Raw genomic sequence first — 14,156 nt, forward strand, 5'->3', positions numbered from 1 at the left:
TTCGCCGAGGGGTGTATGGTATGCAAACGATTATTACGATATCGGTTTTACCAATTGGTGAACCATGCCAGACGTACCAGGGCTACACCACGTGACGGCGTTCTGTGACGACCCGCAGGACAACTACGACTTCTTCACGGACGTGCTCGGCATGCGGTTCGTGAAGGAGACGGTCCGGTTCGACGTGCCCGAGAAGATCTACCACCTCTACTACGGCGACGAGGTGGGGACGGCGGGCACCATCATCACGTTCTTCCCGATGACCAACATGCCGATGGAGGAGGGCCTCGTCGGCAAGGGGATGACCAGCGCGGTCGGCCTCACGATCCCCGAGGGGTCGGTCGACTTCTGGACGGACCGCTTCGAGGACCACGACGTCGACTACGACGTCGAGGAGCGGTTCGACGAGACCGCCATCGCGTTCGAGGCGCCCGACGGCGTCCCGTTCGAACTCGTCACCGGTGACTCCGACATCGAGGCGTACACCGAGAACGACGTGCCCGAGGAGCACGGCGTCCGCGGCATGTACAACGCGACGGTCCACTCCAAGGACCCCGCGGGGACGATGGACGTGCTCGAGACGCTGGGCTGGGACCGCATCGGCGAGGCGACCCACCCGCAGGCTGGCGACCGCATCCGGTACGAGGCGCCCGGCGACGCGCCGTGTGCCCGGAAAGTCGACGTGCTGATCCGGCCGAACGCGCCCGACGGCGTGATGGGGATCGGCACGTACCTCCACATCGCGTTCCGCGTCGCCAACGGCTGGGAGCAGGACCAGATCAGCGACGAGCTCCGCGCGAACGGCTACATCACGACTTCGACGAAGGACCGTGACTACTTCCACTCCCGCTACATCACCGAACCCGGCGGATCGGTGTTCGAGTTCGCGACCGACGGCCCCGGCTTCGGCATCGACCAGGACGTCGAGGAGTACGGCGAGGAGCTGAAAGTGCCCGACTGGCTCGACGTCGACGTGGAGCGCATCAAGGAGATGCTGCCGCCCCTCGAGAAGAACTAGCGCGCCGTCGTCCCCTTCTTTCGGTCGCTACTCGTCGACGATCAGCGAGTCGATCACGAACTCGTTGATCGCCGCGAGCGCCTCCTCGGGGGCGTCGTCGTGGCCCAGCGAGAGCTTCCGCCCCCGGGCCGCGTGGATCACGTCGGTGATGAGTTGGCCCGTCCGCTCTGGGTCGGTCTCGCGGAAATCGCCCTGCTCGATCCCCTCGGCCACTACCTCCGTGATGCTGCCCCGGAGCCGTCGGTGGTGTTCGTCGAATATCTCCCGGTGGCGCTCGTCGTTCTGGGCGTGGGTGAACAGCTCGTGGTACACCTTCATCCGCTCCCAGTGGTCGAACTCCTCGAACTCCGGCCCGAACAGACACTGCCGGATACGGATCTCCAGCTCCTCACAGGGCGGCACGTCCCGATCGACCTCGACGCTGCCCTCGTACTGCTCGATGATGTACTCAAGGAACTGCGCCAGCAGGTCGTACTTCCCGTCGTAGTGGTAGTGGATGATCTGGCGGGTCTTCTCCATCTCCTCGCCGATGTCGCGCATCCGGAGGTCGGCGTAGCCGTGCTCGCTGACGGCCCGGAACGTCGCCTCCATGATCTCGGTCCGGGTCTCCTCGGGGACCGCCCCTTCCTCCAGCTCGGTCATATCCGCTATACCCCGGTGGGATATATAGCGCTTTTCTCGGACGACGGCTGTCCTACAGTTCCGAGTGCTCGAGCAGCGCGTCACCACCAGCGCGGCGAACACCCCGCTCAGGTACGCCTCGGCGGTCGCCAGCGTCGTCGCTGTCACGCCGACACACACAGGCGGGAGATTTTTGCGTGATTAGGCCCCACTATCGGTTCGTGTTCCCCACTCGTCGCCGCGGTATGCACCCCCAGTAGCGACGGGTGGACCCTTCTCGGCGCTGGCGTTCCGTAGCAGGCACGGCGGCCCCTCCGGCGAACCCCGTCGCGTTCGGGCACCGATCGATCACCGAAACCGGCGGGCTTTAGGCCCGCATCGACAACTTCCACCCAGATGAGCCACGAGGAGTTCCCGACCGACCGTCCCGCGGTGGTGACGTGTGGACTGCCGTACGCCAACGGCGACCTCCACATCGGTCACCTCCGGGGGTACACCGCCGCCGACGCGGTGAACCGTTCGCTGAAGAAGCTCGGCCAGCAGTCCGCCTACGTCTGCGGGTCGGATATGCACGGCACGCCCATCGCCGTCAACGCCGCCGAGGAGGGCGTCTCCCCCGAGGAGTTCGCGATGGGGTACCACGAGGAGTACGCCGAGGCGTTCCCGAAGTTCAACGTCGAGTTCGACAACTACGGCCACACCCACGACGAGACCAACACCGAACTCACCCGGGAGTTCGTCGAGCGCCTCGAGGACGCGGGCTACGTGTACGAGGACGAGATCATGGTCGCGTGGGACCCCGAGGAGGACCAGCCCCTGCCCGACCGCTACGTCGAGGGGACCTGCCCGTACTGCGGCGCGCAGGCCCGCGGCGACGAGTGTGACGAGGGCTGTGGCCGCCACCTCGAACCCGGCGAGATCGAAAACCCCGTCTCGACGCTGACGGGCAACCCCGCGGAGTACCGCGAGCGCGAGCACAAGTACTTCGCCGTCTCCGAACTCGCGGAGTACCTCTCCGACTTCCTCGACCGCCTCGAAGGGACGTCGAACGCCCAGAACCAGCCCCGCGAGTGGCTCGAGGAGGGGTTACAGGACTGGTGTATCACGCGAGATATGGACTGGGGGGTCGACTACCCCGGCGAGGACGAGCTCGTGCTCTACGTCTGGGTCGACGCCCCGATCGAGTACGTCTCCTCCACGAAGCAGTACTCCGAGCGCGTCGGCGCCGACGAGTACGACTGGGAGGAGGTGTGGGGCCGCGACGGCGGCGACGGCGGCGAGATCGTCCACGTCATCGGCCGCGACATCATCCAGCACCACACCATCTTCTGGCCGGCGATGCTCCACGCCACGGGTCACGCGGAACCGCGTGCGGTCTGTGCGACCGGTTTCGTCACCATCGACGGCAAGGGGCTCTCGACCAGCCGCAACCGCGCGATCTGGGCCGAAGAGTACCTCGACGAGGGGTTCCACCCGGACCTGCTGCGCTACTACCTCACCACGATGGGTGGGTTCCAGCAGGACCTCGACTTCACGTGGGAGCGGTTCCAGGAGCGCGTCAACGGCGAACTCGTCGGCACCGTCGGCAACTTCGTCTACCGCTCGATGCTGTTCGCCGCGCGGAACTTCGACGGCACGCCCGACGCCGCGGTCAGCGACGACGTGCAGGAGCAGATCGACGCCGCAGTCGAGCAGTTCCGCGAGGCCGTGCAGGCGTACGACGTGCGCCGCGCCGGCGACGCCGCGGTCGAACTCGCGCAGTTCGGCAACGAGTACATCCAGCAGCACGAGCCGTGGCAGTTGGCGGACGGCAGCGACGAGCAGGCCCAGGTCATCCGCGACTGCCTGCAGGTCGCGACGGCCGTCGCCGTCCTGCTCGAACCGATCTGCCCGGAGAAAGCCGAGACGGTCTGGGACCAGCTGAACGTCGACGCCGACGTCCACGCCGCCGAGACCGACGCGGTGTACGCCGAGCCGGGCGCGTTCGACGAGCCCGACGAGCTGTTCGAGAAGATCGAGGACGACCGCGTCGACGAACTCGACGCGGCGCTGGAGGCGAAGATCGAGGAGGCCACGGAGGACGAAGACGACGAGGACGACGACGACACCGAGATGGCCGACACCGAACTCGAACCCCTGATCGACGACCGCATCGATTTCGACACGTTCGAAGGGCTGGACATCCGCGTCGGCCGCATCGAGTCGGCCGAGGGGATCGAGGGCGCCGACAAGCTGGCGCGACTCGAAGTGGATATCGGCGTCGAGACCCGCCAGGTCGTCGCCGGCATCAAGCAGCTCCACGATCTGGACGAACTCGAGGGGAAGAAAGTGATCGTGCTCGCGAACCTCGAGCAGGCCGAACTGTTCGGCGTCGAGTCCAACGGGATGGTGCTCGCCGCGGGCGAGCAGGCGGATCTGCTGACGACCCACGAGGACGCCGAGCCGGGGACGAAGGTACGGTGACGGCGATTGGCAGCCGTCCCGTGACGAAGGTACGGTGACGGCGTCGGACAGCCGTCCCGTGACGAAAAAGCTGTAGAAGATCGCTACCCGCGTTCTCTCTTTTTCACACGAACGTCCGATAGCCAATCCAGGCGGCGATCGCCAGACACGCCACGCCGAGCGCCCGCGCGGTCCAGGCCCAGCGGTCCGGAACCGGCTCGTCCGTCCCGTACTCGCCGCGGCGCCGCCGGTTCGAGCCCGCGAACACGGAGAGCTTGATCGCCGCACGCGGCGCGGCCAGGAGTCCGAGCCCGACCAGCGCGCCGAGGACGACCGCGAGCAGCTCCCGAAGCATCAGGAGCGGAGGCGTTCGATGCGTTTCTCCATCGGCGGGTGGGTGGAGACGATCTTCTGGAGGAACCCGCTGTCCGGGCTGGAGATACACAGCGCGCTCACCTGCTGGTCGACGCCGCCGTCCTGCTGGCGGCCACCCCGGCCGCGGCGGCCGGTTCGTGAGGACTCGGCGCCGCGCTGGTTCCCCTGCTGGATCTTCTCCAGCGCCCGCGCGAGCGGGTCACCGCCGCCGATGGCGCGTTTCGCGTCGGCGTCGGCGACGTACTCACGGTACCGCGAGATCGCGAGCACGAAGATCATCACGATGAACTGGACGACGTTCCCCACCACGATGGCGAGGAAGAAGTCCGCGATGTCGTTGTCGCCGGTGAGCAGCACCGCGAACTGCGCAGCGATACCGACGATCGAGGCGATCCCCTGCCCGAGCTGCATCGTGATCACGTCCCGGTTGGCGATGTGGGCGAGTTCGTGAGCCAGCACGCCCTCCAGCTCCTCGCGGTCGAGGAGTTGGATCAGCTCCTCGGAGACGACGACGATGCCCGCACCTTTCCGCCCGACGGCGAAGGCGTTGGGAACGCCCATCCGGGCGATCTTGAGTTCGGGTTTGTCGATCCCCATCGCGTCGGAGTGTTTCTCCACCACGCGGTGGATCTCCGGATGCTGGCTCTCGGAGAGCTCCTCGGCGCCGACGCTGCGCAGCGCCGCCCACTTGCCGATCTTGTACTGGACGCCGACGAGCAGGACGCTGCCGGCGATGGCGAACGGGACGATTCCCGTACCGTACATTACCATCGCGGCCGCGACCACGACCAGATAGAACGCCGCGAGGATGCTCCCCACGACGGCCATCCGGAGTTTGAGTCCCGGGTGTCGCATACGGGATGGGCGGGCTTGGACACGGATAAATGGCTCACTGGGGCGACGAACCAGGGCGTGGCTGGCGCGGCGGCCGGAACGCACCACTTACCACCCGACACGACGAACGCCCGCCCATGCGAATCGAGTACGACCGGGACACCTGTATCGGGATGTTCCAGTGCGTCGCCGAGTGGGACGCGTTCGAGCGCGACGAGGACGCCGGGAAAGCGGTGCTCGTCGATAGTGAGGAGGCCGAGGCGGACCTGTTCGTCCGCGAGGTGCCCGAGGACGCGGAACTCGACGCGAAGTTCGCCGCGCGGGCCTGCCCCGTCGACGCGATCGCCGTCTACGACGACGACGGCGAGCAGATCGTCTGAGCGGCCCCGAACCACCCTCGTTTCAGTTCCACCTCGCTCGCCGAACCCTTATCGGCGAGCGCGCCCCAGTAGGGCCAAATGGCGGCCACCGACGACGTCGGCCGGATCGACCACCCGCTGCTGACCCCCGACTTCCTCGAGCAACGGCGCTACCAGCTCGAGCTCGCGGGCACCGCGAAGGCCGCCCACACGCTCGTCTGTCTCCCCACCGGCCTCGGGAAGACGACGGTCTCGCTGCTCGTCACGGCCGAACGGCTGGACACCGTCGGCGGGAAGGCACTGATGCTGGCGCCGACGAAGCCGCTGGTCCAGCAGCACGCCGAGTTCTACCGCGAAGCCCTCCAGGTTCCGGACGACGAGATCGTCGTGTTCACCGGCGACGTGAGCCCGGACGACCGCGCCGAACTCTGGGACTCCGCGACCGTCGTTATCGCCACCCCGCAGGTCGTCGAGAACGACCTCGTGGGCAACCGCGTCTCGCTGTCGGACGTGACCCACGTCACGTTCGACGAGTGCCACCGCGCGACCGGCGACTACGCCTACGTCTACATCGCGGAGCGCTACCACGCCGACGCCGCCGACCCGCTCGTGACGGGGATGTCCGCCTCCCCCGGCGGCGACGAGGAGGAGATCCTCCAAGTCTGTGAGAACCTCGGGCTCTCGGAGGTGGAAGTGATGACCGAGGAGGACGCCGACGTCGACGAGTTCACCCACGACACCGACGTGCAGTGGGAGCGCGTCGAACTGCCCGAGGAGATCTTGGAGATGCGGGAGCTCCTGAACGAAGTCATCACGGAGCGACTGGAGGATCTGAAGGAGCTGGGCGTCACCAACACCACTCAGCCGGATCTCTCACAGAAGAAGCTCAACGGGATGCGCGCGGAGCTGCAGAAGCTGATCAACAACGACCAGAGCGAGGGGTACCAGGGGATGAGCACCCACGCGGAGGTGATGAAGCTCCGCCGCGCGGTCGAACTGGTCGAGACCCAGTCCGTCGAGTCCGTCCGGCGCTACTTCGAGCGCCAGCGCGAGGACGCCCGCTCCTCCGGCGCCTCGAAGGCCAGCCAGCGCATGGTGAGCGACCCTCGGGTCCGCCGGGCGATGCGGAAAGCCGACACGTACGACGGGCTCCACCCCAAGTTCTCGCAGGCCCGCATCCTGCTCGCCCAGACGCTGGGTATCGGCGACGGCGAGCGAGTCATCGTGTTCACCGAATCGCGCGACACCGCCGAGGCGCTGACGGAGTTCCTCGGCGAGAGCTTCGAGACCCGGAAGTTCGTCGGGCAGGGTGACAAGGAGGGGTCGGACGGGATGACCCAGAAACAGCAGCAGGAACGGCTCGAAGCGTTCCGCAACGGCGAGTTCGAGGTGCTGGTCTCCACCTCCGTCGCCGAGGAGGGGCTGGACGTGCCCGAGGTCGACCTCGTGCTGTTCTACGAGCCCGTTCCGACCGCGATCCGCTCCATCCAGCGCAAGGGCCGGACCGGGCGACAGGCCGAGGGGAAGGTGGTCGTCCTGCTCGCTGAGGACACCCGCGACGAGGCCTTCTTCTGGATCGCCCGCCGGCGCGAGCAGGAGATGGAGGAGGAGCTCCGGGAGCTGAAAGGTGTCGCCGACGAGGTGGAGGAGGAGCTGGACGACGGTCAGCAGGCGCTCTCGGCGTTCGACGGCTCGCCGGCGATGGGAGGCAGTGGGGGTGACGGGTCGGCGTCCAGCGCCGACAGCGCCGACGCCCGCGACGAACGGCTCTCCCCCGGACTCGACGACTTCGCCGAGCAGGACGGCGAGGACGACGCCGATGCCGAGGCGGCCGACGATGCCGGGGCCGACAACACCGAGGAGGGCGTCGTCGCCACCGCCGAATCCGACCCGGACGAGGCGGAGATCGAGATCGTCGTCGACCAGCGCGAACTCGACTCGCCGATCGCGAAGGAGCTCTCCCGGCGCGAGGGCGTCCGGACCCGCCTCGAAACGCTGGAGGTCGGCGACTACGTGCTCTCGGATCGCGTCGCCGTCGAGCGGAAGTCGGTCGCCGACTTCCTCGACACGCTGACCGGCGGCGACCGCTCGATGTTCGAGCAGGTGGGCGACCTCTCGCGGGCGTACGCCCGGCCGGTGGTGATTCTCGAGGGCGAGGACCTCTACAGCGAGCGCAACGTCCACCCCAACGCGATCCGCGGCGCGCTCTCCTCGCTGGCGATCGACTTCGACGCCAGCGTGCTCCGCACCGAGGACGAAGACGACACTGCCGACCTCCTCGAAGTCGTGGCGGGCCGCGAGCAGGAGGAGAGCGACCGCGAGGTGTCGGTCCACGGCGAGAAGTCAGGGAAAACGCTGGCCGAACAGCAGGAGTACGTTGTCGGCAGCGTCGCCGACATCGGCCCCGTCACCGCGCGGGCGCTGTTGGCGGAGTTCAAGACCGTCGAGGCGGTGATGACCGCGAAGAAGGAGGATCTGATGGAAGTGGACGGCGTCGGCGAGGTGACGGCGGACCGACTGCGGGAAGTCGTCGGCTCCGAGTATACTGGCTGACGCTCCCGGCTACCGCTCCAGCGCTTCCAGTGCCTCGGCCGCCTCTTTCGACGCTTCCAGCCACTGTTTCGCGGTCCGGGGATCGGTCGCCTCGTTCGCCTTCCGCGCCGCCCGGGTCACGGCACGCTGGAGTTCGGCTCGCGGATCGGCGCCGGCGGACTGCGCGGGGTCGGACGACTGCCGGCCCGCCGACTGTTCGGCGCTCCCGGCACGCTGCACTCGTTCCGTCACGTCGGCACGGTTCGACGGCTCGGCCGTCCCGTTCGACCGATCGCCGGCCGGTCGAGTCGCCTCCGGAGTCTGCTGGCGCGGCTCCTCGGACGCCTGCTGTCCGTCGGGCCGGGGCTGATCAGTCGTCTGCTGTCCCGCCTGCTGAGGCTGCCCGGCCGCCTCGTCGGGCTGTTCCCCCGCGCCGGAACCGCGACAGGTCGGACAGAACGTCTCCTCGCCGTCGCGGAACAGGGGGTCGCCGCAGTTCTCGCAGTGCTCGTTGGTCATCGTCGCCCCCTGCAGCAGGAGTTCGCTCATGCGCTGGGTCTCCTGGCGCTTCTGTTCGTCTTTCTCCAGCTTCTCGCGGAGCTTCTCCCGTTCGGCCTCCTTGTCGAACTCCTCGCTCATGGGGGTGGGTTAGTGCTCCGCGGTGAAAGGCGTTGTACTCCGAGCGGCGCGGCCGCTACGGGGTCGAAAACACGGGAACTGGACGCTGGCGAGTTAGAACGGGGCCTGCGGCCCTTCGTCGTCCTCGCCGTCGTCGTCGCCCTCGCCGGGGAAGTCGGGACTCATGCTGCTGCCGCCGGTGCCGCCGAGGTCGCCGTCGGCGCCGGCGTCCATGCCGGTGTCGGCTTCGACTTTCTCGATCTCGGGGATCTCCTTGACCATCCGGGACTTGATCGCCTGGATCGTCATCGGCGAGATGCCACAGCCCGAACACGCGCCGCCGAGCTTGATGTGCACTTCGCCCGACTCGCGGTCGAGGTGGGTGATCGAGGACGAACCGCCGTGCATCTGGATCTGCGGGAAGTTGCGCCGCAGGAAGTTGCTGACGCGGTCGCGAAGGTCGTCGCCGGACTGGCTCTCCGTGCTCATACTCACGCTTGGCGAGCGCGCCGTTTATAGGTTTGGTTGACGGCCGCGTCTCGGCTCAGTCGCCGTTCTCGGGCTTCTCGACGCCGAACAGCTCGTGGAGCTCGGCGACGATCTCGTCGGTGTACTGATCGAGCGTCTCGCGCAGCCGTTCGGCGTCGGGGTTCACCGCTGTCAGGCGGTCTTCCGGGCTCTCGGGAAGGTCGACCTCGAAACGGCCGTCGACGAAGTGGGGTTCGGACTCGTTGAGCACCTGCTGGTCGATCGCGTGGATCAGGTCGGAGTCGTACCGACCGTTCATCGTCTCGAACGCGTTCTTGTAGGCGCGCTGGAGCTCGGTGAAGTGCTCGGTGTACTTCTCCTCCTCGAACGTCTCGGGGTCGAACTCGGCCATCGACGGCGGTTGGCGCGGCGGCGGCAAAAGTGGGGCGACTCGACCGCCGTCGGCTCAGAACGCCACCCACTCGCTCGGCTCGCTCCCCGAATCCTGGTAGCGGAACGAGCGCCCGCCGTCGTCGTCGCGCCGGGTAGTGATCACGGCGTCGAACGGCTGCGTGAGCGTGGTGACCGCCTGCTCGCCGGCGGCGTCGTCGTCGATCACGGCGACGGTGGGCCAGTCCATCCCCTGCGACTCGGCGAGCAGCACGCGGATGAACTGGTACACCTGCTCGGTCCCGTCGTACATCAGTAGCTCCGACAGCGAATGGACGCCGACGGCGGCGTGGTCGACGCCGTCGTCCTGAAAACTGTCGACGAGGTCGGTGAACTTCACGCCCACCTCGGTGAGGTTGTTCGGCGAGGAGGCGTAGCGAACGAGGTCGCCCTCGTCGTCGTCTCTCCCCTGCACCCGGCTCGCGCAGTCGACGATCCCGAAGCAGTCGGGGTCGCCGTACTCGGCGAAGTCCTCCCGCGCGCCGCGCTCCTGACGGCTGGTGGAGACGAGGATCGAACAGTCCGCGAGCGAGCCGAGCAGACGGAGGAGCAGGTCGTACTTCCCGGACATCGCGGGCCCGCGGACGAGCACGCTTCGGCCCGCCGCGAGCTCGCCGAGGGGGATGGCGGAGTCCGGAACGTCGACTGTGGGCTCCTCCATTTTCATACGTCCACCTCGCGCGGAAACCACAAAACGCTGTTCCCTCTCCCCTCACGCTCCGGGACGTTGATGGTTAGGCGGGAACACCCCCGGGTATGGCAACCGACCCACGCACTGACGCGCCGACGCGGGGGTGGCGCTGATGCGCTACCTCGCGAGAACCACCGACGGCGACCCGTTGCTGGGCGACGACGACGGGTTCGTCCCGCTCGACGCAGCCACGCCCGAGCACGCGAGCGTCCGCGACGCGCTCCTCGCCGCGGCCGGGGGTGATCTGCCTGCCCCCGACAACGCCACCGCCGAGAGGATCCCTCGCGAGCACCTCTCGCTGGGCGCGTTCCTCGACGATCCGGGCAAACTGTTCGGTATCGGCCTCAACTACGTCGAACACGCCGGCGACCTCTCGGAGGACGCGCCCGAGGAGCCGGCGAGTTTCTTCAAGCCGGCGACGGCCGCGACCGGGCCGGGTGGCCCGATCCGGCTCCCCCCGGCGTCGATCAGCGAGCGCGTGACCGCCGAGGCGGAGTTGGCGGTCGTGATCGGCCGAACGTGCCGGAACGTCGACGTCGGGGACGCAGCAGACGTCATCGCGGGCTACGCGCCGGTGATCGACGTGACCGCCGAGGACGTGCTTCAGCGCAACCCTCGCTTCCTCACTCGGGCGAAGAGCTTCGACACGTTCCTCGTGCTCGGCCCGCATCTCGCGGTTCCGGAGTCGGGGACGAATCTCTCCGGGACGACGGTTCGGACGGTGATCGACGGCGAGACGGTCGCGGAGAACGTCGTCGGCAACATGACGTTCCCGCCGCGGGAGCTGGTGGCGTATCACTCCGACGTGATGACCTTGGAGCCCGGCGACGTGATTTCGACGGGCACCCCCGGTGCGGGCGTGATCGAGCCCGGATCGCACGTTCGCGCCGAGGTCGAGGGGATCGATGGTGTGGAGGCGGACGTAGTGCGGTAGTGGGTGGTCGATGTGGGTGGACGGTCGGACACTCGGGTGAGAGGTCGGATGCGTCGACGAACACGGCCAGTCGTCGGTTCAGTCGGGCCTTTTAGCGCGGATACCGCCGCCAACACGACCGCGGAGTGTGCATGACTACTTGCGATCGCACCGCCCCACACAGCCCTCGGACCTCCCCAGCCGACTCCTTCCCTCGTTTCCCTCGGTCAGTCGTCCCTCGCGCTGTCGTACGGGCGACCCGTGCGTCGCCCGTACGGCCTGCGGGATCTTCGATCCCGCTCTGGCTCGTCCACGGAGGGACTCGCGCTTCGCGCCGACAGCGACGGCGGTGCGGTGGCGGTGGACGCCTCGCGCTCGCCAGCGGTCGGCGAGGCGGGCGAGAGCCGCAGGCTCTCGCTGCTTCCCGCTCGCTTCGCTCGCGGGAACGCGGGGGGAGGGGTGGGGACTCGGGGCTGCGCCGTTCACGGGAGCGAAGTGGTTCGAGAGAGCTTCGCTCTCTCGTCATGTCGTCAGAACTCTTCGAGTTCTGACTGCTAACCGGAAATCTCTGATTTCCGGTGATGCCGAGAGGCGCAACGCGCCTCTCGTAGCACTCCCGTTAGCCAACCAGAACGCTTCGCGTTCTGGTGACGTCGCCGAGAGTCAAAGACTCTCGGCTGCCAGCCGGACGTAGTCCGGCGACGTCGACGAGAATCGGAGATTCTCGTCTGCCAATCAGAAATCTTTGATTTCTGATGACGGACCCTGTGTCCGGCACCTCGCGGTCGCAAGTGGCCAACGATCGAGTTGCTGTCGCGGGTGCTGTTTCTAGTTGCCAACGATCGAGACACTATCGCAGCTCTCGCTGCCGCGTGCTGAGACAGCCCCACCGACGACCACCCTTGATCGCTCGACCACGTCCGCTACATTCATCCGCCCGACCGCGTACCACCAAACAGAGTGGATCCCGCCCGCATCCCCGACTCGTTCCCCGCGCCCTCCTTCCGTGGCAACCAGGAGCGGGCGCTCGCGGAGATCCGCGAGGCGTTCGCGGCCGGGAACGACGTGGTGCTCGTGCGCGCGCCGACGGGCAGCGGCAAGTCCCTCCTCGCGCGGTCGATCATGGGCGCCGCCAGAACCGTCGAGGAGGCCGACCCCGCCCAGCCCACCGGCGCCTACTACACCACGCCGCAGGTCAGCCAGCTCGACGACGTGGAGGCCGACGAGCTGCTCGAGGACTTCCGGGTGATCCGCGGCAAGAACAACTACGACTGCATCCTCCCCGGCGAGCACGACACGCCGGTCGACCAGGCCCCCTGCGTCCGCAAGAAGGGGTTCGACTGCACGGTCCGTCATCGCTGTCCGTACTTCTCGGACCGCGCGATCGCGAGCAACCAACCGATCGCGGCGATGACGCTCGCGTACTTCATGCAAACCGCCGGCAGCGACGTGTTCCGGATGCGCGACGTCGTCGTCGTCGACGAGGCCCACGGGCTCGCGGAGTGGGCCGAGATGTACGCCGCCGTCGAACTCACGCCCCGCCGGGTCCCGGTCTGGGACGAGGTGGACGTGCCGGACGTGACGGAGGCGACGGGCGATCCGGTCGAGGGCGCCGTCCGCTTCTCGGAACAGCTGCTCGAACGCTGTGAGGCCGAGAAGGACGAACTGCTCGCCAACCCCGAACTCACCCCCGAGGAGGCCGCCCGGCGGGATCGCTTGCAGGAGCTCATCAGCGAACTCTCCTACTTCGTCGAGGAGTACCGCGACCCCAACTCGCCGACGACGTGGGTCGTCGATCAGCCCGACGGTGCGGGCGGATCGATCACGATCAAGCCGCTCGACCCCGCGAAGTACCTCCAGCACACCGTCTGGGACCGCGGGTCGAAGTTCGCGCTGCTGTCGGCGACGATCCTCAACAAGGAGGCGTTCTGCCGCGGCGTCGGTCTCGATCCCGAGGACGTCGCGCTCGTGGAGGTGGGCCACACGTTCCCCGTCGAGAACCGCCCGCTGTACGACGTCACGCAGGGGAAGATGACGTACGAACGCCGCGACGAGACGCTGCCGAAGATCGCCGACCTCGTCGTCCGGCTGCTGGCGAAACACAGTGAGGAGAAGGGGCTAGTTCACTGCCACTCCTACGGGATCCAGGAGCCGCTCGCCGACCGACTCGCCGCGCTGGGCGTCGGCGGTCGCGTGCGCGTCCACGACCGGGAGAACCGCGACGCGCAGCTGGAAGCGTGGAAAGCCAGCGACGAACCCGAACTGTTCCTCTCGGTGAAGATGGAGGAGGCGCTGAACCTGGAGGGCGACCTCTGCCGCTGGCAGGTGCTCTGCAAGGCGCCGTACCTCAACACGAAGGACTCCCGGGTCGAGCAGCGACTGGAGGAGGGCCAGTGGGCGTGGTACTACCGCGCGGCCCTGAGAACCGTGATCCAGGCCTGCGGTCGCGTCGTGCGCTCGCCGGAGGATTACGGCGCCACCTACCTCGCGGACGACTCGCTGCTCGAACTGTTCGACCGCGCGAGTACGGACATCCCCGAGTGGTTCCAGGAGCAGGTCGACCGACTCTCCCGGCCGGATCTCCCCGAGGCCGACCCCGCAGCCGCGCTCGCGGGCGTCGACGCCAGCCCGAGCGCGCGTTCGCAGGGGGGCCAGAGCGGACGGCGACAGCAGTCGAGCGGTTCCGGGACTCGGTCGAGTTCGTCGTCTTCGACGGGGGCGTCGTCCGGTTCGGGATCGAGTTCCGACGGCAGTTCGCCGGCGAACAAGACCGAGGCCGAGGCGGAGAAGCGTGAGAACCATCCGCTGTCGGACGTATGGGGTGACGGATGAGCA

The 14,156-nt window shown here is 67.8% G+C and carries 13 protein-coding genes; 6 read left to right on the forward strand and 7 right to left on the reverse strand.

The genetic code is table 11. The annotated features are described in order from the left end of the window. Window positions 1–64 precede the first annotated feature (64 nt). Window positions 65–1,018 (forward strand): VOC family protein, encoded by a 954-nt coding sequence (locus B4589_RS12230; protein WP_079234532.1) that lies wholly within the window; start codon window positions 65–67, stop codon window positions 1,016–1,018. Window positions 1,019–1,045: 27 nt separating this feature from the next. On the opposite strand, the gene B4589_RS12235 is transcribed toward B4589_RS12230, so the two are convergent. Continuing rightward, complete coding sequence (locus tag B4589_RS12235) at window positions 1,046–1,660, reverse strand: TetR/AcrR family transcriptional regulator (RefSeq protein WP_079234533.1); 615 nt, start codon at window positions 1,658–1,660, stop codon at window positions 1,046–1,048. A gap of 375 nt (window positions 1,661–2,035) precedes the next feature. Here B4589_RS12235 and metG point away from each other — a divergent pair, with 375 nt between their 5' ends. After that, window positions 2,036–4,102 (forward strand): methionine--tRNA ligase, encoded by a 2,067-nt coding sequence (gene metG, locus B4589_RS12240; RefSeq protein ID WP_079234534.1) that lies wholly within the window; start codon window positions 2,036–2,038, stop codon window positions 4,100–4,102. 103 nt (window positions 4,103–4,205) lie between these two features. On the opposite strand, the gene B4589_RS12245 is transcribed toward metG, so the two are convergent. Both B4589_RS12245 and B4589_RS12250 read right to left on the reverse strand, forming a co-directional pair. Continuing rightward, window positions 4,206–4,436 carry a hypothetical protein gene (locus tag B4589_RS12245; protein WP_079234535.1) on the reverse strand — a complete coding sequence of 77 codons (231 nt, stop codon included), beginning with the start codon at window positions 4,434–4,436 and terminating at the stop codon, window positions 4,206–4,208. Then, complete coding sequence (locus B4589_RS12250; protein WP_079235231.1) at window positions 4,436–5,284, reverse strand: M48 family metallopeptidase; 849 nt, start codon at window positions 5,282–5,284, stop codon at window positions 4,436–4,438. Before B4589_RS12250 ends, B4589_RS12245 begins: the two co-directional genes overlap by 1 nt. Window positions 5,285–5,427: 143 nt before the next feature. Here B4589_RS12250 and B4589_RS12255 point away from each other — a divergent pair, with 143 nt between their 5' ends. Next, on the forward strand, window positions 5,428–5,670 hold the full coding sequence (locus B4589_RS12255; RefSeq protein WP_079234536.1) for a ferredoxin: 243 nt from the start codon (window positions 5,428–5,430) through the stop codon (window positions 5,668–5,670). A 78-nt stretch (window positions 5,671–5,748) separates the two neighbouring features. Then, window positions 5,749–8,202, forward strand: coding sequence for a DEAD/DEAH box helicase (locus tag B4589_RS12260; RefSeq protein ID WP_079234537.1), 2,454 nt, complete (start codon window positions 5,749–5,751; stop codon window positions 8,200–8,202). A 9-nt stretch (window positions 8,203–8,211) separates the two neighbouring features. Here B4589_RS12260 and B4589_RS12265 read toward each other — a convergent pair whose 3' ends face one another. From B4589_RS12265 to B4589_RS12280, 4 genes are all read right to left on the reverse strand, one after another. Beyond that, complete coding sequence (locus B4589_RS12265; RefSeq protein WP_079234538.1) at window positions 8,212–8,820, reverse strand: Sjogren's syndrome/scleroderma autoantigen 1 family protein; 609 nt, start codon at window positions 8,818–8,820, stop codon at window positions 8,212–8,214. 93 nt (window positions 8,821–8,913) lie between these two features. Then, a complete protein-coding gene (locus tag B4589_RS12270) occupies window positions 8,914–9,288 on the reverse strand; it encodes a NifU family protein (RefSeq protein ID WP_079234539.1) in 375 nt (124 codons plus the stop codon). Window positions 9,289–9,343: 55 nt separating this feature from the next. Beyond that, window positions 9,344–9,679: a DUF5783 family protein gene (locus tag B4589_RS12275; RefSeq protein ID WP_079234540.1), complete on the reverse strand. Its 336-nt coding sequence runs from the start codon at window positions 9,677–9,679 to the stop codon at window positions 9,344–9,346. A 54-nt stretch (window positions 9,680–9,733) separates the two neighbouring features. Beyond that, window positions 9,734–10,378 (reverse strand): hypothetical protein, encoded by a 645-nt coding sequence (locus B4589_RS12280; RefSeq protein ID WP_143414339.1) that lies wholly within the window; start codon window positions 10,376–10,378, stop codon window positions 9,734–9,736. Between the two features lie 142 nt (window positions 10,379–10,520). On the opposite strand from B4589_RS12280, the gene B4589_RS12285 reads away from it, so the two are divergent. Then, on the forward strand, window positions 10,521–11,342 hold the full coding sequence (locus B4589_RS12285) for a fumarylacetoacetate hydrolase family protein (RefSeq protein ID WP_079235232.1): 822 nt from the start codon (window positions 10,521–10,523) through the stop codon (window positions 11,340–11,342). Between the two features lie 939 nt (window positions 11,343–12,281). Then, complete coding sequence (locus B4589_RS12290; protein ID WP_079234542.1) at window positions 12,282–14,153, forward strand: helicase C-terminal domain-containing protein; 1,872 nt, start codon at window positions 12,282–12,284, stop codon at window positions 14,151–14,153. The last annotated feature ends 3 nt before the right edge of the window (window positions 14,154–14,156 follow it).

Origin of the sequence: Halolamina sp. CBA1230 (assembly GCF_002025255.2) — an archaeon.
Lineage (GTDB): Archaea > Halobacteriota > Halobacteria > Halobacteriales > Haloferacaceae > Halolamina.

Excerpts from the sequence above, each read along its gene's own strand:
- B4589_RS12230 (WP_079234532.1), top strand. The coding sequence starts at position 65 with ATGCCAGACGTACCAGGGCTACACCACGTGACGGCGTTCTGTGACGAC.
- B4589_RS12235 (WP_079234533.1), bottom strand. The coding sequence starts at position 1,660 with ATGACCGAGCTGGAGGAAGGGGCGGTCCCCGAGGAGACCCGGACCGAG.
- metG (WP_079234534.1), top strand. The coding sequence starts at position 2,036 with ATGAGCCACGAGGAGTTCCCGACCGACCGTCCCGCGGTGGTGACGTGT.
- B4589_RS12245 (WP_079234535.1), bottom strand. The coding sequence starts at position 4,436 with ATGCTTCGGGAGCTGCTCGCGGTCGTCCTCGGCGCGCTGGTCGGGCTC.
- B4589_RS12250 (WP_079235231.1), bottom strand. The coding sequence starts at position 5,284 with ATGGCCGTCGTGGGGAGCATCCTCGCGGCGTTCTATCTGGTCGTGGTC.
- B4589_RS12255 (WP_079234536.1), top strand. The coding sequence starts at position 5,428 with ATGCGAATCGAGTACGACCGGGACACCTGTATCGGGATGTTCCAGTGC.
- B4589_RS12260 (WP_079234537.1), top strand. The coding sequence starts at position 5,749 with ATGGCGGCCACCGACGACGTCGGCCGGATCGACCACCCGCTGCTGACC.
- B4589_RS12265 (WP_079234538.1), bottom strand. The coding sequence starts at position 8,820 with ATGAGCGAGGAGTTCGACAAGGAGGCCGAACGGGAGAAGCTCCGCGAG.
- B4589_RS12270 (WP_079234539.1), bottom strand. The coding sequence starts at position 9,288 with ATGAGCACGGAGAGCCAGTCCGGCGACGACCTTCGCGACCGCGTCAGC.
- B4589_RS12275 (WP_079234540.1), bottom strand. The coding sequence starts at position 9,679 with ATGGCCGAGTTCGACCCCGAGACGTTCGAGGAGGAGAAGTACACCGAG.
- B4589_RS12280 (WP_143414339.1), bottom strand. The coding sequence starts at position 10,378 with ATGGAGGAGCCCACAGTCGACGTTCCGGACTCCGCCATCCCCCTCGGC.
- B4589_RS12285 (WP_079235232.1), top strand. The coding sequence starts at position 10,521 with ATGCGCTACCTCGCGAGAACCACCGACGGCGACCCGTTGCTGGGCGAC.